Raw genomic sequence first — 21,390 nt, 5'->3', positions numbered from 1 at the left:
AAAGCACAACTTAGTTTTCTCCTTGTCTAGCCAGAGAGTTTTAGGGAAAACACCGCTTCCGCGTCCTGCTCTCGCTAAGGTACCTACATCCTGTAGGCAAGGCGAATTTACGCACCAATAGCTGGCTATTGGAAGTGAATTCAACGCAGTTAGCGCTAAAACTGGCTGCTAGAAAGGCATTAATTATCCGCAGCTCAGGTTATTTAACATTCCATAGATGTTCTACCATCTCTTGTGTGCTCACTTCCATACAGCCTTGGCGGTTAACCCCTGCCCAGAGTGGGCTAAAATCGCCACTTCCTTGCTTTTCAGCGGCGGCGCGTAATGGCGTCAAAGCAGCTGATGCATATGGAAAAGTCGGTACGTCTTCATTCATGAAATTAAGATCTATCATTAATCGATTTTCAATCCCACGCGCAGGGCGACCAGAGAACACATTGGTCACGGCAGATGGTTCAGCCAGTGACTTAAGTGCATCTCGATGTACCAAAGAGGTGCTTGCTTCATCACACAGTAAGAAGCAGGTGCCGATTTGTGTTCCACAGGCACCCAATTCGTGCATCATCGTAACATCATGATGAGAAGCAATCCCCCGGCAGCCACTACAGGCACAGACAGCGCATCACTAAGGATAGTGACCAATTGCCGAGTATGCAGTTGAGACTCAAGTTTTGTCTCGGTGAAGGTTGCCCTATGCCCACCCGCTTCAATCCCTTGCGCTATCACGATGTCTGCACCATTTTCAGCTAACCATATTCCCTCTTCCAAGGTCGTTGCGGAAGATAAAATAGTCGTCCCCCACGATTTTACGAACTCGACCAATTCGGCATCTGGAAGACCAAAATGAAAACTGATCACGGGAGGCTCATAAGGCGCAATGGCCTCAGCCATTTCCCTATCAAATGGGCGTCTTAAGATCCCCATTTCATCGCTAGGTGTTAACTCAAGCTCATCGTAATATGAAGCTAGTTTTTTCTTCCACGTGTCTTGCTGATAAGGGTCAAGTTCCGGCATTTCATGGCAAAAAAAGTTAAGGTTATATGGGCCAGAAGCATGCGCTTTGAAATGCTCAATTTCTGCAACGACCTGCTCTTTACTCAGCATACCACAAGGGATTGAACCGAGTATTCCGGCATTTGTCGCTGCGGCCGCTAAGCGCCAATTTTGCACGCCTGCCATTGGCGCTTGGATCATAGGGATGGAGATATTAAGTAATGTAGTAAGCTGCATCACAGGGTCCTTGTTTTAGGCAAAACGACATAAAGCCGAAGGTGTTTTCCAGTGTGAGGAACAAGTGCTTAACGGTCAATGATTGTGCGCTCAATAAAGCAAACTTTCTCTTGTTAAAACATGCCTATTTGGAATATTGTTTCTATAACAATACAAGGACGCCGTGATGAATATCTCTCTAAGAGCCATTGATAAACAAAACTACGAAGCCATTTGCGATTTAGATGTCAGCCCTGGGCAGCAAGATTTAGTTGCCTGCAACATGTTTTCCATCGTGGAATCAAAATTTAATGATGGCTATACCACACGCGCAATTTATCACGATGATGAAGCTGTTGGGATGCTAATGTGGGTACAAGAAAGTATAGAGCGCATCTCCATTTGGCGCTTTATGGTTGATCAGCAATTTCAGCAACAAGGGATTGGACGTAAGGCACTCGCCCTCGCACTCGAAGAAATCAAACAGACACCAAACCTTACCACCATAGAAATCTGTTATGTACCGAGCAATCCCGTTGCCAAACCGTTTTACGCGAGCTTTGGCTTTGAAGAGGTCGGAATCAGTGAAGATGATGGTGAAATGCTAGCGGTGATCAAGCTTCCTTTATAAATAACTGTAATCAACAGTAATTTGCGCAAATAAAACCTTAGGTTAAACTCACTTAAAAATGTAAGTTGACCGATTAAAGGAATTACCATGCACGAGCATACAAAGCGCATTTGTGATTTTCTCACCGAAATCCAGCTGCCTTTTCGATTTCATGAAGTCGAGGGAAATACGTTTTTACCGGGTCTAAAAACGGTAATGGGCACGCTCTATATTGATAATGAGAAATTGCTATATTCAGGTGATATATTGCACGAAGCCGGTCATATCGCCGTATGTGAGCCAATATTCCGCGATCAACTTCATGAAGATGTGTATAAAAATGGCCTAAAAAATGGCCGTGAGAAACAAGCAATGCATGGGGAAGAAATGGCTGCCATTGCTTGGTCAGTCGCTGCTATTCAATATATTGGCTTACCCCTCGAAGTCGTGTTACACCAACAAGGGTATAAGGGGGCTAGCACTAATTTAGTAGCGGCATTTACACAAGGAAACGGGCTCGGATACCCACTACTCACTACCTGGGATATGACTTGTCCAAAAGAAGGTTTCCCTAAAATGCAAAAGTGGATTAGAGAGCATCGCTGGATCGAGGAATTAAGTTAATCCATTCCCTATCCAGACCTTAAGTTATCTGGTAATAAAAAAGCCCGACTACAAAGTCGAGCTTGGGGAGGCGTGGCGCTTTGGATTGCCACTTGCTTACTGATTAAATTCTTTCTCGGACAGTTTGCCATCTCCGTCGCTGTCTAGCTTATCAAAAATTGAAGCAAGAGACTCTGACAGTGACGCTTCGCTTTTAGAGATAAAACCGTCTTTGTCTAAATCAAAATCGTTAAATTCTGCTGCCATTGCTGAGCCGGCAAAAAGTACTGTGGCGGCTGTAATTGCTGTTGCTAACTTTTTCATTGTGACCTCCTAGCCTTTAAAGTTAGAGAATTCAGAAGCGCTTAACTGACCATTTTTGTCTGCATCTAGCTTCTCGAACTGACCAAGTAGTGTTGATGATACCGACGCTTCCTGCTGGCTGATCTGCCCGTCTTTATCCTTGTCTACATCTTGAAATGACAAGGTTGCTGCCAAAGCCATCGTGCTCACTAATACACCTATGGTCGTTGCACATACCGTTCTAAGTTTCATAGCCATTCTCCTCACTATGCCCGTCTCTCATTGCGGCTCTAGTCGCAAATTAACCTTTAAAGTTAGAGAACTCAGTTTCGTTTAGTTCTCCGTCAGCGTTTACATCTAAGTCTTTAAACTGTTCGATAAGCGCTGTATTTACTTTTGCTTCGCTCATGCTAATAGCACCGTTGCCGTCTGTGTCATAGCTTGCGAAATCTTCACCAGCGATAGTATTTGCTGAAGCCATTGTTAGCCCTGTGAATGATAGTGCGATAAGTACATTTTTCATAAATCTGCTCCTAAAATTTCCTAAATATGATTTACTTTTGGGCGGCTCGATTAACCTTGATAGTTTGCGAATTCAGACTCGCTTAACTCGCCGTCGGCATTGCTGTCTAGTTGCGTAAATTGCTCTGCAAGGGACTGATTTACTTTTGCCTCAGTCATGCTGATGGTGCCATTACCGTCAGTATCATATTTAGTGAAATCTTCACCAGCTAATGCAGAAGCTGAAGCGAATGTTAAACCTGCAATTGAAAGTGCTGCTAATACGTTTTTCATGATAGTCCAATCCTTCTGTCGTTTTCGTAATGGAGTTAAAGGTCGTGGGCGCTAAGCCCACCTAGCAATTAACCTTCGTAGTTCGCGTACTCAGATTTGCTTAGCTCGCCATCGGCGTTCGTGTCTAAGTCAGCAAACTGCTCAGTTAACGAAGTGCTTACGCTCGCTTCCGTTACACTGATTGAACCGTTGTCATCGGTATCTAGTTTTTCGAAATCGCCACCAGCAAATGCTGATGCTGAAACCATTGATAAACCTGCGATAGATAGTGCTGCTAGTACGTTTTTCATAATCTTTTCCTTAAATTGGGGTATATTTTAAACTTCGCTATTATGTCGTCGGCTTGTGATTAGCCTTCAAAGTTATCAAACTCAGACTGGCTTAGCTGGCCGTCTTGGTCGGCATCAAGATCTTTAAACTGCGCCATCAAATTTGGATTTGCTTTTGATTCGCCTAGTGAGATGTAACCATCTCCATCAACATCGTATTTATCAAACTCAGAGTCTGCGTGAGCACCTACTGATGCGAAAGAAAGTACAGCTGCTGATAGTGCGATTGCTAAAGTTTTCATAATCAGTTCCTCTCATATTTCTAAACTTGTCGTTTCTGCTTCTCTACGTTGGTTTGTGTTGAAGCGAATGTTTTTTGCTTTCGAGATAACTATTCCAACTTTGATGCCAAAGTTTAAAAGTAATTAAAAATCAATAATTTAAAAATAAAGGTGGATTTTCATTAAGGATGGATTCAGTGAGATTGTTGCCATTTAGCAACAGGTGATGTCGAGATTAAATTAAAAACCTTTATTTTCAATGGGTTAATCTGTTGCATAAAAGCAACACCCTAAAAAATTAGGATGTAAACCTAGCCTAAAGCGGTTAAGTTTCATGCGACAATCATTCATATTCGGTATTGAGCAGAGCCGCCAGAAAAAATTTTTATAAAAATATCGAAAATTTTTACTTATCTTTTCAAATAATCCAGATACAACAAAAAGGCGATACAAATCAATATATTAAAATTTAACTTAATCTTTAAAATATTGATTGAGAAGCGATAACGTGGGCGAGAGACTTGCGAAAATAAAAGTACTTTAAGAAAAATAGAAGAAAAAAGGGAATGTGTTGCTAAAAAGCAACACACTAGATTTGTGTTAGATTACGAAGCGGTACCCACCTTGCAGCTCTGACTTTTTACTTGCGCACCACGCCCAACCATTGAGTTGGTTATGACCCAACAGCTGTTCACCTTGAACTACTGATAGTTCCTGAGCGGTATAGTCCATTAATGCGACACCCTGTTTGGGATTGACTAAGTGAAACACTTGAGCAGGTACCCAACCAGACACTTGCTCCTCAGTTTTACAGAAAAACCAATTTTCCCATCCCTCTTCGCCTTCATATTCTTCACCAACGGTCAATCTGGCACCTTGTTTAAACGTGATGGGGGTCGGAAACTCATTGATATGTTCCTTGATTACTTCGTATTCGATATCTAACTGCTTAGTTTCCAAGTTTAACTCCATGTACATCAGCCGTTAGACTGGCGTTTTAGCTCTTCTAGCATACGCTCATCACCCATCAAATTTTTGAGGATAGCTTTAACTTTAGGATCTGACGCATTTTCATAAAGAGACAGCAAATCTTGCGCGATCCTTTGTTGCTGCTTTGGATCAGCGCCTGACTGGAAGTACTGCGACATCAACCCTTCTGCCGCGAGACTTTTCACGTAATCATTAGGCTCTTGCTCTAACATTTTCACAAACGACTGCGACAAACGCTCATCAACGATAGGTGTGCGCGACACTAGCTCAAGCGCCTGTAATCTCAACTTTTCATCGCTCATGCTATGCGTCATATTGAGGATAGATTCCACGGTTTGATAATCATATTGCTCTAAATCATTGCGATTTAGCATAAACATGTTCATTTGCAGCTGACTCATCGCTGCTAGACGCTCCGCCGCCGGTAAACTGCTATTCAGAATTTTCTGTTTTAAATCGTTGCTGACTTGACTTGCATACTCAGGATCGGTTTTGATGCGCATTTCGTAGTCTTCGGGTAAGTCTTCGTAAAAGCCATAAATCGGATTTTCAGCTTTCATCTCGTCGATTTTCTGCTGCTCACGCTTTTCGATTAAAGAAAAGATCAAAGACTCAAACTCATCTGGTGCCTGCTCAGAGAGTAAATCAGACTTTTCCATCGACAATGCCTGTAATCTCGTTTCAAGTTTATTGATCCGAGCCATTAACCTAGCAACTTGTTCAGACTCGTCAGCTGAAATCTGAGTGCCCTGCGTATGCTGAGTTGCATTGTAGTGAGGCTGTTGAGCGGGACTCTGATATACGTGCGTTGCCACAGGAGAGGTTGCTAATTTGGTTTGTATGACATTAAACCCAGAAAAAGCCAATGCGAGAACTGAGCATGAAAGCGCTATATTGAGTTTAAGATTAGACATGAACGGGTTACCTTTATTAAAAGTAGCAATGTAATAGATCTGCAAGACAAATACTGTAAATGATTGTACTGTAAATTGATACAGCGAAAGACGAATACCCAAACAATTATTACACTTAAAATAAGTGATAAAAATGAGTCTCTAAAAAGCGAGCCGTTTTCGCCAACAAGGAATGTCCGTGAATAATATACTGCAAACCGTCCACTATAAACCTATCACATTGTTTTTACTTGTCATTGCGACAGTTACGTCCTTGCTTGGCAACAGTCTACTTTGGCAAACTCACCAAGCCTTATTTCAATGGATATTACCATCAGCCTCACTACTTCTTGTGTTGCGATTAGGGTGGCATGTTCGCCAAATAAGCTTGGCTGTTAGCCCTAGCACTTTGCACAAAGACATAAAACTCTGTTGGATTGCTCTGCTCTTATGCACTGGCGGAGATATCGTCAACTTCAACCTCTTTGAGCTGTATCATCGTCAAGATCAAACCATAAAGCATGACTACTTAATCGACTCTATTTGGTTTTTTGCCCTTGGCTATGGGCTTTTACTATGGCTACTCATCAAGTTTTTACGACGAGAGTTCGCATTAAAGTTACCAACAGCGACTGTATTGGTTGTTTTGTCCGTTATGTTATCGTCGGTTAGCTACCAAATGATGTACCTACCCACGATTAGCCAATACTCCCTACTGTTGAGCGCATGTTATAGTGTATTAGTGACCTTGCTCGGGTTTTTGGTTTCTGGCTTCTCGTTCAAAACCTCAAACTCAATGAAAAAACCAACTACGCGGTTGCTTGTGGTTTTATCCTAGCAATGCTAGCGGATGCTATTATCGGTCAATTTTGGCTGTTCGCAAACCAAGGCGATGGTTACTTCCCTATTGCTAGACACGTTAATTGGGTCATCTATATTGGCTCGCAAACGTTACTATTATTATTTCCTATTGCCATGATAAAAACCAATGTTGCGAGGTATAAAGAATAGACAAGAAAAAGGCCGAACTATGTCGGCCTTAACTGTTTGTACGCAATGTGCTGCGTCATATTTCGATAAGCGGATTATCTTTTTACAATCGCATTGTGATAAACGTTTTGTACGTCATCCACATCTTCAAGCATATTGATTAGCTTTTCGAATGTCTCGATTGCTTCTGGATCTTCGATTTCTACGTGAGTTTGCGGAACCCAAGTGATTTCGTCTACCTCAAACGTGATCCCCTCAAACGCTTCTGTCAGTGCTGTTTTCGCCTTGAAGTATTCAGTGTGAGGTGCGAAAACAGAAACTTGGCCGTCTTCAACTTCTACGTCAGTAACATCAACATCAGCCATCATTAGCGCTTCCAAAACTGACTCGTCGTCATCACCTGCAAATCCTAAGATTGCAAAGTGGTCAAACATATGTGCCACACAGCCTGGGTTACCTAAGTTTGAACCAGTTTTGGTAAACGGTAAGCGAACATCTTTGATAGTACGGTTCATGTTGTCTGTTAAACAGTCAACGATAATCATGCTATTGCCAGGACCGTAACCTTCGTAACGTGCTGGCGTGTAATCCTCACCTGCACCGCCTGCCGCTTTTTCGATTGCTTTATCAATAACGTGTGCAGGAACTTGATCTTTCTTTGCTTTGTCGATTAAACGACGTAGTGACAAGTTCGTTTCAGGATCTGCGCCGCCATTTTTAGCAACAACGTAAATCTCTTTTCCGTATTTTGAGTTTACTTTTGTTTTTGCCGCCGCCGTTTTTGCCATGGCGTTTTTGCGGACTTCAAATGCTCTGCCCATCTTAATGCTCGTTTTTATAAAAATTGGCGAAGATTTTACCAAGACATTTGTGTTACGGCTATACCCTTATTATCCGTGATGGTAATTTGCTTAAAGCGACAAGATTATATACTTGTTTTACCACTATTTTATGGCGGACCTAGGTAACTTTACTATAGTTAATATTGTCAAAATTTATCGCTACGGGTGGCTTATATGATCACGTTTGGTTTGGGAAAAGCAAAAAAGCAAGATGGACAAGATGCCGCGCTGTTTCAACACTTTAAGGCAACAACCCCTTACTTAGAAGTGGATTATCAAACAGATATTTTTCAGCTTAGTTCGGCTTTCAACCACTTACTCGGATATCCAGTTAACCACACACTGAAATCACTCAGCTCTATATGTCACACCTCTGAGGATTCTGCTGCACTTAAGCGCGGGCTAGCTCAACTTGAACATCAAGCACATGTAAAGGTTGAGCTCTCTCTCAATGCTGCGAGCGACAAGCCAAAAAAACTACAACTGGCGCTATCACCTACTCAAGAAGGCAGAATTTTAGTCGTTGCGACTGACATCAGTGATTATCTCACAGTCATCGCCAACATGAGTGCAAATTTACGTGCTTTATCAGCGTCCTTCGCAATTATCGAGTTCGACATGCACGGCAAGGTGCTGAGCGCTAATGATAACTTTTTATCCGTTATGGGTTACAGCTTAGAAGAAATACAAGGCAAGCATCACAGCCTGTTTGTAAAAGATGACTACGCTGCCAGTGAAGAATATCAAGCATTTTGGCAACACCTAAATAATGGCGAGTTTTTTGAAGGTGAATTCGCAAGGCAAACAAAATCAGGCGAAACTATATGGATCCAAGCCACTTATAATCCTATTTTCGATGAACTGAATCGGCCTATTAAAGTCGTAAAATATGCCTCAGACATCACAGCACAAAAATCAAGAGCAGCAGCTTTTCAAGGGCAAATTGATGCCATCAAACACACTCAAGCCGTTATTGAATTTGACCCTTACGGCAACATTAAGACTGCAAACACGCTATTTTTAAATGCAGTTGGTTACACATTAAGTGAAATACAAGGCCAACACCATCGACTATTTGTGGCAGAAGAAGACGCTGAGAGTAGCGAATATCAAGACTTTTGGCACGCTTTACGACAAGGTAAACATCAATCAGGTGAGTTTAAACGCCTAACCAAATCAGGAAACACTCTGTGGATCCAAGCTACGTATACTCCCATCTATGACGAAAATGGCCAGTTGGAAAAAATCGTCAAATATGCCTCGGATATTACTCAAGCAAAGCAGGCGTCTTTCGACTTTGCTGGACAACTCAAAGCCATCAATCGCTCGCAAGCTGTTATCGAGTTTGATTTGCAAGGTAATATTTTAAAAGCAAATGAAAACTTCCTGTCTGTCATGGGCTACAAGAAAGAAGAAATCATTGGCAAGCATCACAGTATGTTCGTCGACAGCTTTTACGCGCAAAGCAGTGAATACAAAGCATTCTGGCAGCGTTTAAAGCAGGGCCAGTTTGAATCCGGAGAGTTTCACCGTTTAGGGAAAGGTGGTAAAGCAATCTGGATTAGTGCTACCTACAACCCAATTTTAGATGAGCAAGGCAAGCCTCTAAAAGTTGTTAAGTTTGCGACGGACATTACTGAACAAAAGACCATTGCTGCTGATTTTGATGGTCAGCTTCAGGCTATTCGCAAATCACAAGCGGTTATTGAGTTTGCAATGGATGGTACCATTTTATGGGCTAATGACTCGTTCCTAGATACGATGGGGTACACACTTGACGAAATCAAAGGTAAACATCATCGTATTTTTGCCACACACGAACAAGCCACTAGTCCTGAATACCTGCAATTTTGGCAGAAGCTCAATCGGGGAGAGTTCGACTCGGGGCAATACTTAAGACTTGCAAAACAAGGTAAAGAGGTATGGATCCAAGCGTCCTATAACCCTATCCTCGATCAACAAGGCCGCCCCTTTAAAGTTGTTAAATATGCAACGGACATCACAGAACAAAAGCAAGCTATTGAACATATCAAAAATGCCATCTTGGCAATGGAACAAGGCGATTTAAGACATAGGATCACCCATCACTTAGGTGGCGAGTTTTCAATACTGCAACAAGCGATGAATGGCTTATTCGATAAATTGAGCGACTTAGTAAACACCATAAACCACGGCGCAGAGCAAGTGTTCGATGTGGCGAAACAAATAGCAAATAACAACGAAGAACTTAATAGCCGTATTGAGAACCAAGCTGCAAGCTTAGAAGAAACCGCCGCCACAATGGAAGAGCTGACCGCAACCGTCAAAAAGAATGCTAATAGCGCAAGCTACGCTGCAGAGAAAACTACCTTTGTCAGGGAAAAAGCACACGCAGGTAAGGTATCTATTGATGATGCAATTACCGCAGTGGGCAAAATTGAATCCTACAGCACAAAAATCTCTGACATTATCAGCGTCATTGACGAAATCGCTTTCCAAACGAACCTCTTAGCACTCAATGCTTCCGTTGAAGCAGCAAGGGCTGGTGAAGCTGGTCGTGGGTTTGCCGTGGTTGCCGGAGAAGTGAGAAACCTTGCTCAACGTAGTGCATCAGCAGCACGTGAAATCAAAGCTCTGATCAAAAATAGCGTTGATGCGGTGGCGCAAGGCAGTAAACTTGTATACGAGTCTGGCACGACTTTCGATGAGCTAATGCAATCAATTGCCGAGGTGAGCAAAATGGTGGCAGACATAGATAACGCGGGGAAAGAGCAAGCTGAGGGCATAGCTGCTGTTTCCACCACCATCGCACAAATGGATAATATTACTCAGCAAAACGTCACCTTAGTTGAAACAACATCTCGCTCAGGTAAAAATATGGAAAATCAAGCTAAACTACTTACCGATCAAGTTTCGTTTTTTCAACTATGATGAATAGTTAATAATGCCCAATCTAGACCACATACAAGTCATTTACCTTAATACCCGTTGTACCCTTAACGCATCGGGTATGTTATGCGCGTCCAGCTGGCTAGTCTCCCTTTTGTTTATCGCTTAACCCCATTTGGACAGTTTTATTAGACAAAAGGAAATAATGATAAGTCCAGTTACATCAAGCGATTACCAGGAACTACTGGCCGTTTGGGAAGACTCCGTGCGAGCCACTTATGATTTTATCACTGAGGCGGATATCGCTTATTTTAAACCAATTATTATTGAACAGGCGTTTCCAAACGCTATGCTGTATTGTGTAAAAAATGACGACGCGAAGGTTGTCGGTTTTATCGGTGTATATGACCAAAAAATCGAGATGTTATTTGTACTCGCGAACAGCAAAGAACAAGGTGTCGGTACTGAGCTGCTTCGCTTTGCACTTGAAACACAAAACGTGCAGTTTATTGATGTCAATGAGTAAAACCCAGAAGCCGTTGGCTTTATGAAGCTAAAGGCCTTGAGGAATGTGAGCGCTCACCAACTGACGATATGAGAAAGCCTTTTCCAATCCTGCGAATGCAACTTTATAAATCCATTTAGCTTATATTAGGCCCAAAGTATGGCCTATTTTCTCTATCTCCGAGCGGTATTAATTCACCTGAGGATTAGGCCAGAAACCAATTAACTCTTTGTCGCTAAATCTCAACTTTAATCACATTATTGAATAGCCAATCAGTTTTAGAGATAGCATCACCTCTCTACCCTGTTCTAGCAAAGGCACTTACGTCTTGTAGGTAAAACTTATACCAATAGTTAGAAATTCAACTCGATTAGCGCCAAAACTAGCAGCCAATAAGGCATTAGCGATTCAAAGTTTAAGTTAAATAGATAAAGCTTACTTAATCCTCTGCAAGAAAATGCCCCACCGTTTACAATTATTTACCATTTCAAAAAAAGGAACAAAAAAAACATCCCCCCCAAAAAAAGTGTATGTTTTTCAAACTAAAGGTCCTATTTTTCAGCATAAAATACAACCTAATGGAAACTTTAAATCAAAAGCAAAGTTGACAATAGATCATAAAATGAAATAAATATAACAAAGAAGAGCAAATTGAGAAACTGCTACTTGGTAACTTGTTTGTTTAGAGCTTTTGTTGATGCAGTACCACGAGCGCTCGCTCGAATCAGTGCTCTTAGAGAAATAAAGACCTGTAGCAAGGTGCCCAGCAATTAACTTTTCATAGGCCATCGCTATATCTGCAGTCAAAGGAGCAGAGAATTTAGCTTGCAGCTTGTCCTTACCGGTGCTAGGGGGACAGCACAGCGCCTTTGGAAAAGTCATTACTTTCTGTGATGTTGGAAAAATAACTTAAATAAGGAACATAGAAATGAAACAAGCAATAATCTTGAGCGCTTTACTCACACTCGCGACTACCACATACTCACATCAGGCAGAGGCTGCTCATGTCGAGTGCCTAATAGGAGGAACAAGTACGCAACAATTTTTTAAACCTGATTTTTGTTCTGCCATGACTAATACTGATCGTCCTTCGGTTGCATTTAGATTTGTTGCAGATAGAGAAGTAGCAGAAGTAGTTTGGTCGTATAGTGCTTCAGCTTCGGGGAGTTGGAATTGTGGTAGCAGTACAAACTGTAGTTTCCGAGACAATGGCAGACAAAATAATGATTTCTTCTACAACGCTTCGGCCTGCGTAACAAAAGTGCTATATAAAGATGGGACGTGGGAAAATACAAATCATTGTGCTAACGGGCATTACTCCAAACCACAGAGCAATCCATTTTAAGCATTCACAACACGTAAGATTTGCAATATCATCATGTAAAAAGGCTTAGCTTCTGAAGTGAGGCCTTTTCAAAAATCCATGAACACATGCACAAATAGTGATGAAGTTAGAGGCACGAGTGAAGTAGAAGCAATACACTGAAAAAGAACGAGCCGTTGCTTCTCACCTAGATACTTTGGTGCCGTAAAGGCAGAATTTACTGCTCTGTTTTGATCAAAGTCACTATTGTCAGCCTACTACGCTCGATGAAAAGCTAAAACGACTCGCTTTATTTTGTTAAGTTCGGCGGACGATATAAAATTGTGTTTTATAACGTAGCCACACTCGTCAAAATGATTGGCTGATTTTACCATCACATATTGACATCTGACATCGCTGAAAAAATTCCTGTAAATCAATTAGCCCCATGCAACCTTAAAAAAGCTAAGAGGCATTCGGTCCAAACAGAGCGCATATTTATCGTCACTTACCAGGACTTAGTCTCTAAAATTAAAAATAGTAGTTCTTTTGCATACCAATTCGCTCAGACAAGCTCCTTTAGGCCAGTCAAAGCGAACTTGTATTATTTACCTGCACTTCAGGTCACTTAATTTTACAATCATAGAGCATCTAAAATAACATCAGCTTTACTGACTTCAAATTGCTTAGGTTGTTCTACATTGAGTGTGGTAACGACACCGTCTTCAATAATCATAGCGTAACGCTGCGAGCGCACACCGCCAAATGCGCCAGTATCCATTTCAAGTCCTAGCGCTTTGGTAAAGCTTGCATCGCCATCTCCAAGCATCATAATTGCCTCTGCGTTTTGCGCATCACCCCAAGCTTTCATTACAAAGGCATCGTTTACCGATACACAAGCGATGATATCAACACCTTTTTCTGCAAATTTATCTGCATTCACGACAAAACCGGGTAAATGAGACGCAGAGCAAGTTGGTGTGAAGGCACCAGGAACAGCAAAAAGCACTACTTTCTTACCAGCGAATAACGCTGTTACTTCGTGATTAACCATGCCGTCAGCGGTAAGTTCACTCAATTCGGCTTGTGGTAATTTTTGTCCAACTTCAATCATTATTTAAATCCTTCATCTAAGGGCTAACTGCCTTGAGTTTGTTATATAACCTGAGCTTGGGATAGCTAATCTCTTATCCAAACCTATGGTTATGATAGTCGAGAAATTGTGACTCATGACTACATTTCGATTCGTTTTATATCCACTTGTGGGATTTCGTAACCGGTAAATAGCAGCCATTGTTTTTCTGCTATATATGCAAGCCCACGACTTCGGCTAAAGCTACGCTCTGGAACTCGGATAATATCTTTGTGCGCTTTACTGGCAAAGTCAAAATAGCTAATGCGAAAATCTCCGTGCTGAACATACAAATAATAGAGCCCAGAATCAGACACCGACCAACTTGCACTAGAAGCCATGTGGGCATTTTTAAATAAAAGCGTCTCTGCTCCAGTTGCCAGCTCCATACACCACATCTCTTGCAATTCGCTTTTATATACGTACAACCTCCCCTTATATTCAACCGCAGTGGTGCCCGCAGTTAACTTCAACGGCGCACTTCTTGACTCAAGAAAAATGCGAAAGACATTATTTTCATCAGAAATATAAATTGAGTTACCGTCTTGAGACCAACTGGGTTTTCCGTGATACTTTAGCCCAGTTTCCAGTTCAGTTACTTGTTTAGTGACCGTATCTAAAAGCTGAAGTTGGCTTCCTTGGTGCGACTTTGTAGTAAAAATCACTTTAGTGCCATCGGGTGACCAGGCTGGGTGCATTGCTTGCAGCTGGAGCTCCGTCAACTGTATTCGCTGGTCACCTTCCAAATCAGACATCCAAATTTCATCAAATCCTGATTGGTTGGACACAAACAGTAAACGCTTCGACACTGGTGAATAACTGGGATAACGAAAGCTGGTTTGTGATTGTAATAAGGGAAAGGGTGAACTGGCGACTTGCGCGTTAAGGTCAAGCTTCATAATAGAAGTATTAATGTTCCAATCATGAAAATATAAACGCCCTGATTGACTAAAACTCGGGTAACTTAACCCATCAAACGGCAGTGCCCCTAACATCTTACCTTCAAGTGAAAGTCTATACGCACTGCGTGCGCCATGCTCAATCATTGATACAACCAAATAATCATCTGTGGGATGCCAACTCACACCGCGTAAATCATCATGCCCACTTAATATTTTAACTTCCTTTCCGGTATCAAGATTTTTCAAGTAGAGATTTTCTAGTCCGTTTGATAGGTTGCGACTAATCGCGATTTGCTTGGCATCGGGAGAAAGCGCAATACTTTCCAGCTCGCTCCCTTCACAGTCCAGCTCACAACCTAACTCTGTCGCCGTTTTATCGTTTAAATTTAGCAAGGTTACTTTAGGAGCATCCGCGAGGCCTTGCTTCGCGATAAATCCAAGGAGATTTTTTTCACTAGAATAGCTTAAGGTGGTTGTCGTATCTACAACACAATTTGCTATATTTGATTGTATTTTCGTCACTATATCCAAAGACCTAACCGTACATTCTTCGGAACGCTTATCTATATAAAATAACGTGCGATTATCTCGTCCCCACACTGACACCGACACATTCCCAGGGCCATCGACTAATACCTCAAGGGGTTCATCGGGACGCGTTAGATTTTTTAAATATAATCCTGCATGACTGCCAAACTTGCGCCACGCAAACGCTAGGTACTCCTCATTCGGAGAGACACTAGGAAAGAGCTCACGTCCTGGGTAATCAGTCAGCCCTTCGAGTTGATAACTGGACTGTTCAACTAGAAAATATAGCAAGACACTGAATAGAATTAATAGTGTAGCAATAGCACCTATCACTTTAATTTTAAAAGGTAAATTTTTCTCACTAGATTTACTGAGCGTAGTCTTGGTATCGAGAAAGGTTGGCTGTACTTTTAATCGGTATCCGGACTTTCTTATGGTTTCGATTACTTCGAGATCTGCAATACCACTTTTTTCCTCGTTGGTTGCAAGTAGGGTTTTAAAAGTTTTGCGAAGATGCCAAATTGCATTAGTTAGCGCTTTCTCTCCAACAAATAGATTCCCTCCCCAAACCTGCTCAATGATTTCCTCTCGGGTAACCACACTTGGGTAAGCAAGCGCCAATACTGTCAACACTTCGATAAATTTAGGCTGGACGCAACACACCTGCCCTGCACTGGACAGAATATGTCCAACAGGATCAATTTTGACATCTAATAACTGATAAGTCGCACTGTGCTGCATTTTTCCAACCATGAGTAAACACGATGTAAATCATACCTAAATTAGCGACCAAAAGACAAAACTAACGCGACAAACATCATGGCAACAATACTACACTTCAAAAAATAAACAATAAGACATTGAATTATAAACTTATTTTTAAATAGATATTAAATAGAGTTAAAAACGTCAAAGAATAGATATCCAATTCGTTGCATGAATAATAGTGACGGTCACAATGGGTAAAATGAGGTGCAGTGCTTCTGTTGCTGAATTAGGCAGCAGAACATGTGCTTCTTTCAACAAGCCCTAACTATCTAATAAATAAACAACAATCAGAAATTAATAAAGAGGGACTCCCGTGTCACCTAACAATAATATTAAATTACTCGCCCTGTCTATTGCGCTCGCATGTAGCAATACAGCAACTGCAGAAGAACAACAAATCGACCGTCAACAAGTTGAACAAAGTAATTCGGTAGTTAAAACGCAAGGTGAAGATAAATCACTAGAAAAAATCGTCGTTACCGGCTCTCGTATCAAGCGTGATAGCTTTTCGGTGCCTACTCCTATCGCCACGATGGGAGCAGAATCGCTCAATGATGCAGGCTTCGGTTCGCTTTCTGATATTCTCTTTGAAGAAATGCCTCAAGTCAGCGAAGGAACGGGCAATGGTAACTCGCAAAGTAGTGTTCAAAATACCGGACTTTCAACTATCGACTTACGCGAATTGGGTGTCAGTAGGACGCTAACTTTGATCGATGGCAGAAGGGTGGTATCAAACAGCTATTCAGGCAACTACGTTAGCCTATCAACCATCCCCAAAGGTATGGTTGAGCGAGTTGAAATCATTACCGGTGGTGCGTCAGCGGCTTATGGCTCTGATGCAGTTGCAGGTGTTGTGAACATCATTACTCAGCAAGACCAAGAAGGGGCAACATTTAGTGCCCGAGGTGGTGAAAGTACTGAAGGTGGTGCTCGTGAATATACGGTAAATGCTGATTATGGTACGACTTACGATAATGGTAAAGGCTACTTATTTGTCAGTGCTACTTACGACGAAGAAAAAGGACTAAGCTATTGGGATAGAAAGCGTGCACAGCAACAAGATAGCTGGGACTATGATGACGAACGTATGTGTAACGTGATGCTCACAGCAAACTACGATCCTGATACAAAAAGTGCCTTTCATTGCATGAGAGACATTGATAAATCGCAGTGGACTAGTCTGAGCGACTCAATTCCTGGTGGTGTATTTGATGAGACGAGCAGTGCCAAACCAAATTCGGGCTTTTGGTATGACGGCACCACCTTAAGAGATGATTGGCAAGAAGAACTTCACGGTATCGATTTCAACCAGTTTACTATGCTTAAGGTGCCTGACAAAGATCTCTCCGCGGCAGTAAAAACAGAGTACGAATTTGATTCTGGTACAGAAGCTTACTTCCAACTGCAATACAGCCGTAATACCTCTCGTAATGTAAAGTCACCTGAAAGCGAAGATGAATGCGATGCGATTGTTACCTATGACCCAAGCACCAACCAATTTGGTTCAGACTGTATGGGTCGTATACCCTACGACAACCCATATATGCCGGAGGCGATTCGTGCAGAGGCAAGCTCAAAAGGCGTAAAGTGGGATAGACTCTTTACCGAAGTAGGTAATATCATCAATAGCAATGAAAGAACCACTATCAGATCTTGGGGTGGTCTACGTGGTTATATTTGGGATGACTGGGAGTGGGATGTTTCTGTTGGCTACGGCAAATTTAAGCAAGAACAAACCCGCAGTAACGAAATTTACGTTGCTCGAGTCAAACAGGCGCTAAATGCTGAGCGCCTAGCTGATGGTACGATTCAATGTAAAGACGAGCAAGCCCGTGCCGAAGGCTGTGTACCAATTAATTTGTTCGGCGAAGGCTCAATCACATCTGAAGCGGCAGACTATATTCGCGCTAATCCTTCCATCACAACTGATATTGATCAGGTAACGGTATCTGGATTTGTTACCGGTGATTTATTTGAGCTCCCGGCAGGTGCCGTTGCTTCAGCCTTTGGTTTTGAATACAGAAAAGACACACAGAGCGTATCGACCAACGTGCCAAATGGCGGCGTAACGTTTAACTATGTGCCCACATTTGAAGGCGATGTAAGCGTTCGTGAAATCTTCGGTGAGCTGTCGTTACCACTATTAAAAGACGCGCCGATGGCAAAATTGCTTAGCGCCGAGGTCTCTGCTCGTATCGCAGATTACAGCTGGGCAAATACGGGGTTAATCCAAAGCTACAAGGCTGGCTTTATTTACGAACCAATAGAAGGTTACTCCATTCGCGCTAACTGGGCTCGAGCCATGAGAGCACCGACAATAACGGAGCTGATGTCTCCACCTCGTGGTGACTATGATAGCTTTGATGATATCTGTGATGGTGTTACTGCAACGTCAACAGGTGCTGGCCACGACAACTGCCGTAAAGATGCGGGAATACAAGCCGCTATTGCCGCAGAAGGCACTTTTGAAGACGAAAATAACGGCTATTCACCCAACTCAGGGAATAGCGAGCTGTTTGAGGAAACAGCAGATACCATTACTATTGGTTTATCTTTAGCGCCTTCCTTTGCACCGGATTTTAGAATTGCGCTTGATTACTACGACATTCAAATTGATGATGCGGTGAGCTCACTGGCTAACGAAGACATCATTAAGTTCTGTTACGCTTCATCTATGGAATTCGGTGACAATAACGAGTTTTGTCGTGATATTAAACGCGATGAAGAAGGGCAGATTTATGAAGTCAATCAACGTGTTATCAATACCGATGAGATCCGTACTAAAGGTTACGATATCGCATTAGAATATGTGTATGACGCTAGCGATTACGGTAGCTTTAAGGTAAAAGCCGATTGGACACACGTGATCGAATACTCAATCACCAGTACGGGTCCTGATGGACAATACGAAGACCTATACGAAGGCTACCTCAGCACGGATATCTTTGAAGACAAAGGCGCTATTTCACTGACTTGGTATAAGAATGATTGGCGTGTACGTTGGAGCACAAAATATAAAGGCGCAGTGGAAGCAAGCCGCTCTAGATATGAAGACTGGCAAACTGCTATCGAGAAAAATAACGAGCGCTGTGCTACAGGTGAGACAACCTGTATCGCAAATCCTGAGCCGCTATGGCAAGGTGCACTGCCATCAGTAACGACTCATAGCTTAACGGTAAACTACAGCATGGAGCTAGGCGATAATCGCACTCTCTCTGTTTATGGTGGTGTGAATAACCTGTTCGACGAAAAAGGTCCGTTCATCGTCGGCGGTACAGGTAATTTTGATAGCGCCTATGGCTCAGGTGTTGGCCGTTTTGCGTTTATTGGAGCAAAATACCAGTTTTAGACTTATGCATTGATTCGAGGGGCTACCACTGAGTAGCCCCTTATCTTTACAAACCAAAAAGTGTATCGCGTAACTTATCCGAGATTTTATCAATCTCTGTATTGCATTGATTGTAGCCTTGGCAATTAATAATTGCGCTCATAACCATGTTTTCTGACGGCAGATACCAATTTAACGTCGCATACCCAAGCTCTGCACCGTTATGATGATAAACAGGTTTATTTCCGACTTGCTCACTAAAGATACCCATGCTGTATTGCTGTCCGGTGACATCAGTATCCACCCATACAGATTCTCCTAGCAATTGCTCACGCACCTTAGCGGGAATATCTGGGCTCGTTATCATGATTTTAAATAAGTCACCAAGGTCCTTAGCCGTCGATACAATCGGTGCATCAGCCACACCAATATTGGCATAGTAAGGCTGCGTATTAATTTCATTGCCCTCATCATCAACAAAGTACCCTGATGCAATTTCACCAAACGCCTTTTCGATTCCTCCATAACTCATACTACTTAAGCCAAATGGTTCAAAGATATACTCACGCATCGCCTTTGAGTGATGCTCCCCCAAAACTTTATCCATAATTAGGCCCGCCAATAAATACCCGGTATTAGAATATTTCCACGCAGCTCCGGGTTTGAAATTGGCTTCTTGATTGAGGGCAAACTGCAGTGCAAAGCTATCCGTTTTTATTAAGTCTGGCTGTTGTAATACTGCAGCAAAAAATTCACCGTTAGCATCATTGAGATAATCATATAATCCAGCCGTATGATTGAGTAACTGTCGAACATACATTTCGTCACTGTTTTCTATCTGTTGTAAAAGTTCGTCAGACAAATAATCACTTATCGGTGCATCTAGATCTAATAACTGTTGTTCATGTAACATCGCCATTAAGAGCGCAGTTACTTTTTTCCCCGCACTGCCATTTGGGATCCTTGCGTCCGTGGTCATGGGTATCGTGTTTTCTTTATCTGCTAACCCTGCAGCACCTTGAAATTGAATTGAAGGTGAATCGATATAAAGCACAATACCAGGAATACCCGCTTCAACACTTTGTTCAAGCATTCCTTGAAAATCAACTACCGCAACAGAAGGAGATACAGGGTTCGGGTTATCATTCGACGTCGACTGACTATCATTACAGCCAAATAACGACAGTCCACCACACAATAATGTGACCAGTTTTAGTGTTCTCATGAGAAATACCTCGTTTCGTTTAAGTAATAAAACAATAACTAAGGTATGTACGCCATGCTGTCTCTGACTTTTTCAAAATGTATCAAACAGTAACGACTTCCTTTATTTTCATGCATAATGTCAGACCATTATGGAAAGCCAGAACAAGCTTGATACAATTCGATACAACTTGCAGAAAGTCGATACAGCTATACTCGCTTACACTCACTACAGTAACTAGCAAATTAATAACTAATAGTAATTGCTATGAAAACACATTTATTGATTGCAGCCTCACTTATGGCCGCAAGTACAGCGCAGGCCAAAAGCACTGACGCAAAAAAAGAAGGTCACGGCTATTTGGCCATTGGTTACGGGATAAATTACAACAGCGATATTTACAATAATGCCGAGACCTCGCTTTCGCCCACTGTACATGGTGCCTACTATTTTAGTAATGGTCTATTTATCGAGTTTCCGGGCCGCGCTGAGAAGTTTGACCCAGCACTTGCACTCGGTTATCAGTTTTATGAAACAGAAAATTGGGAATTTGATGCCCTACTCTCAACCGCTCATGGCGAATAAATTACCGTTTTGGCGGGACTCGCTATGAGCTAAACACTTCGTCTTATCTTGGGGTAAGAGCTACAGGGGATGTATTTGGCTTACAAATTAGAGCTATTTTTGCACCAAAAGTGATTAACTCTGATTATTCAGATGGTAGCTACGCTTCATTATGGATCTCTAAACCCTGGCAATACAAAAACTGGCACTTTTATAGCGCAGTCGGTGCACAATACCGAAACTCGGCCATGTTAGATTATTACTACGGTGGCGCACCATTTAAAGGTTACGATGCCAAAGGCGGGGCTAATCTTGGGGTAAAGCTCGGATTTTCACGCGCTTTAACAGAAAATTGGATAGTCGATGGCCACGTCAGCTACACCAAATATGCATCAGGTATTATGGATAGTCCTATCACCAAAGCAATTGTCAGTTTTAACGATAGAATTGAGCATGGTGAAAGCATTGGCTTGTCACTTAGCTACGTTTTTTGAGGAGCTAAA

General features: G+C 42.1%; 21 protein-coding genes and 1 pseudogene. 9 read left to right on the top strand and 13 right to left on the bottom strand.

What is annotated here, in order from left to right; genetic code table 11:
• Window positions 1–199: 199 nt before the first annotated feature.
• Window positions 200–1,179 (bottom strand): annotated as a pseudogene (locus B1L02_RS21610) (NAD(P)H-dependent flavin oxidoreductase).
• A gap of 217 nt (window positions 1,180–1,396) precedes the next feature.
• Here B1L02_RS21610 and B1L02_RS21605 point away from each other — a divergent pair.
• Complete coding sequence (locus B1L02_RS21605) at window positions 1,397–1,840, top strand: GNAT family N-acetyltransferase (RefSeq protein ID WP_088532805.1); 444 nt, start codon at window positions 1,397–1,399, stop codon at window positions 1,838–1,840.
• An 87-nt stretch (window positions 1,841–1,927) separates the two neighbouring features.
• A complete protein-coding gene (locus B1L02_RS21600; protein ID WP_088532804.1) occupies window positions 1,928–2,443 on the top strand; it encodes a hypothetical protein in 516 nt (171 codons plus the stop codon).
• 96 nt (window positions 2,444–2,539) lie between these two features.
• Here B1L02_RS21600 and B1L02_RS21595 read toward each other — a convergent pair whose 3' ends face one another.
• The 8 genes from B1L02_RS21595 to B1L02_RS21560 all read right to left on the bottom strand — a co-directional run bounded on the left by B1L02_RS21595 (window position 2,540) and on the right by B1L02_RS21560 (window position 5,974).
• Window positions 2,540–2,746 (bottom strand): EF-hand domain-containing protein, encoded by a 207-nt coding sequence (locus tag B1L02_RS21595; RefSeq protein ID WP_010375685.1) that lies wholly within the window; start codon window positions 2,744–2,746, stop codon window positions 2,540–2,542.
• 9 nt (window positions 2,747–2,755) lie between these two features.
• The gene (locus B1L02_RS21590) at window positions 2,756–2,977 is read right to left on the bottom strand and encodes a crotonobetainyl-CoA--carnitine CoA-transferase (RefSeq protein ID WP_010375684.1); all 222 of its coding nucleotides are present in this window, start codon (window positions 2,975–2,977) and stop codon (window positions 2,756–2,758) included.
• 49 nt (window positions 2,978–3,026) lie between these two features.
• Window positions 3,027–3,248, bottom strand: coding sequence for an EF-hand domain-containing protein (locus tag B1L02_RS21585; protein WP_088532803.1), 222 nt, complete (start codon window positions 3,246–3,248; stop codon window positions 3,027–3,029).
• Between the two features lie 50 nt (window positions 3,249–3,298).
• A complete protein-coding gene (locus B1L02_RS21580; protein ID WP_017218753.1) occupies window positions 3,299–3,520 on the bottom strand; it encodes a calmodulin in 222 nt (73 codons plus the stop codon).
• 68 nt (window positions 3,521–3,588) lie between these two features.
• Window positions 3,589–3,810, bottom strand: a complete 222-nt coding sequence (locus tag B1L02_RS21575) for an EF-hand domain-containing protein (protein WP_088532802.1) — start codon at window positions 3,808–3,810, stop codon at window positions 3,589–3,591.
• Window positions 3,811–3,869: 59 nt separating this feature from the next.
• Window positions 3,870–4,091, bottom strand: coding sequence for a calmodulin (locus tag B1L02_RS21570; protein WP_017218756.1), 222 nt, complete (start codon window positions 4,089–4,091; stop codon window positions 3,870–3,872).
• A 579-nt stretch (window positions 4,092–4,670) separates the two neighbouring features.
• Window positions 4,671–5,042 (bottom strand): SH3 domain-containing protein, encoded by a 372-nt coding sequence (locus B1L02_RS21565; RefSeq protein WP_232003193.1) that lies wholly within the window; start codon window positions 5,040–5,042, stop codon window positions 4,671–4,673.
• Between the two features lie 5 nt (window positions 5,043–5,047).
• On the bottom strand, window positions 5,048–5,974 hold the full coding sequence (locus B1L02_RS21560) for a hypothetical protein (RefSeq protein WP_088532801.1): 927 nt from the start codon (window positions 5,972–5,974) through the stop codon (window positions 5,048–5,050).
• A gap of 178 nt (window positions 5,975–6,152) precedes the next feature.
• On the opposite strand from B1L02_RS21560, the gene B1L02_RS21555 reads away from it, so the two are divergent.
• A complete protein-coding gene (locus B1L02_RS21555; protein WP_232003192.1) occupies window positions 6,153–6,791 on the top strand; it encodes a hypothetical protein in 639 nt (212 codons plus the stop codon).
• Between the two features lie 247 nt (window positions 6,792–7,038).
• Here the strand turns inward: B1L02_RS21555 and B1L02_RS21550 are convergent, their stop codons facing one another.
• Window positions 7,039–7,764, bottom strand: coding sequence for a YebC/PmpR family DNA-binding transcriptional regulator (locus tag B1L02_RS21550; RefSeq protein WP_010375669.1), 726 nt, complete (start codon window positions 7,762–7,764; stop codon window positions 7,039–7,041).
• A 195-nt stretch (window positions 7,765–7,959) separates the two neighbouring features.
• Between B1L02_RS21550 and B1L02_RS25055 the strand changes: the two genes are divergently transcribed.
• The 3 genes from B1L02_RS25055 (at window position 7,960) to B1L02_RS21535 (ending at window position 12,503) form a co-directional block, all read left to right on the top strand.
• Window positions 7,960–10,695, top strand: a complete 2,736-nt coding sequence (locus B1L02_RS25055) for a methyl-accepting chemotaxis protein (RefSeq protein WP_088532800.1) — start codon at window positions 7,960–7,962, stop codon at window positions 10,693–10,695.
• A 163-nt stretch (window positions 10,696–10,858) separates the two neighbouring features.
• Window positions 10,859–11,179, top strand: a complete 321-nt coding sequence (locus tag B1L02_RS21540; protein ID WP_316829548.1) for a GNAT family N-acetyltransferase — start codon at window positions 10,859–10,861, stop codon at window positions 11,177–11,179.
• A gap of 907 nt (window positions 11,180–12,086) precedes the next feature.
• Window positions 12,087–12,503 carry a hypothetical protein gene (locus tag B1L02_RS21535; protein WP_088532799.1) on the top strand — a complete coding sequence of 139 codons (417 nt, stop codon included), beginning with the start codon at window positions 12,087–12,089 and terminating at the stop codon, window positions 12,501–12,503.
• A gap of 598 nt (window positions 12,504–13,101) precedes the next feature.
• Here the strand turns inward: B1L02_RS21535 and B1L02_RS21525 are convergent.
• Both B1L02_RS21525 and B1L02_RS21520 read right to left on the bottom strand, forming a co-directional pair.
• Window positions 13,102–13,575, bottom strand: coding sequence for a peroxiredoxin (locus B1L02_RS21525; protein WP_088532798.1), 474 nt, complete (start codon window positions 13,573–13,575; stop codon window positions 13,102–13,104).
• A 119-nt stretch (window positions 13,576–13,694) separates the two neighbouring features.
• A complete protein-coding gene (locus B1L02_RS21520) occupies window positions 13,695–15,764 on the bottom strand; it encodes a winged helix-turn-helix domain-containing protein (RefSeq protein WP_088532797.1) in 2,070 nt (689 codons plus the stop codon).
• Window positions 15,765–16,104: 340 nt separating this feature from the next.
• On the opposite strand from B1L02_RS21520, the gene B1L02_RS21515 reads away from it, so the two are divergent.
• Window positions 16,105–19,140 (top strand): TonB-dependent receptor domain-containing protein, encoded by a 3,036-nt coding sequence (locus B1L02_RS21515; RefSeq protein WP_088532796.1) that lies wholly within the window; start codon window positions 16,105–16,107, stop codon window positions 19,138–19,140.
• 46 nt (window positions 19,141–19,186) lie between these two features.
• Here B1L02_RS21515 and B1L02_RS21510 read toward each other — a convergent pair whose 3' ends face one another.
• Window positions 19,187–20,344, bottom strand: coding sequence for a serine hydrolase domain-containing protein (locus B1L02_RS21510; protein WP_088532795.1), 1,158 nt, complete (start codon window positions 20,342–20,344; stop codon window positions 19,187–19,189).
• Between the two features lie 246 nt (window positions 20,345–20,590).
• Here B1L02_RS21510 and B1L02_RS24795 point away from each other — a divergent pair, with 246 nt between their 5' ends.
• Both B1L02_RS24795 and B1L02_RS24790 read left to right on the top strand, forming a co-directional pair.
• Window positions 20,591–20,908 (top strand): hypothetical protein, encoded by a 318-nt coding sequence (locus B1L02_RS24795; RefSeq protein ID WP_232003191.1) that lies wholly within the window; start codon window positions 20,591–20,593, stop codon window positions 20,906–20,908.
• The gene (locus B1L02_RS24790; RefSeq protein ID WP_335682214.1) at window positions 20,905–21,381 is read left to right on the top strand and encodes a MipA/OmpV family protein; all 477 of its coding nucleotides are present in this window, start codon (window positions 20,905–20,907) and stop codon (window positions 21,379–21,381) included. The genes B1L02_RS24795 and B1L02_RS24790 overlap by 4 nt, the downstream gene beginning before the upstream one ends.
• The last annotated feature ends 9 nt before the right edge of the window (window positions 21,382–21,390 follow it).

It is taken from the genome of Pseudoalteromonas piscicida, from assembly GCF_002208135.1.
Lineage (GTDB): Bacteria > Pseudomonadota > Gammaproteobacteria > Enterobacterales > Alteromonadaceae > Pseudoalteromonas > Pseudoalteromonas piscicida_A.
This window is presented reverse-complemented; position numbering and strand designations above follow the sequence as displayed.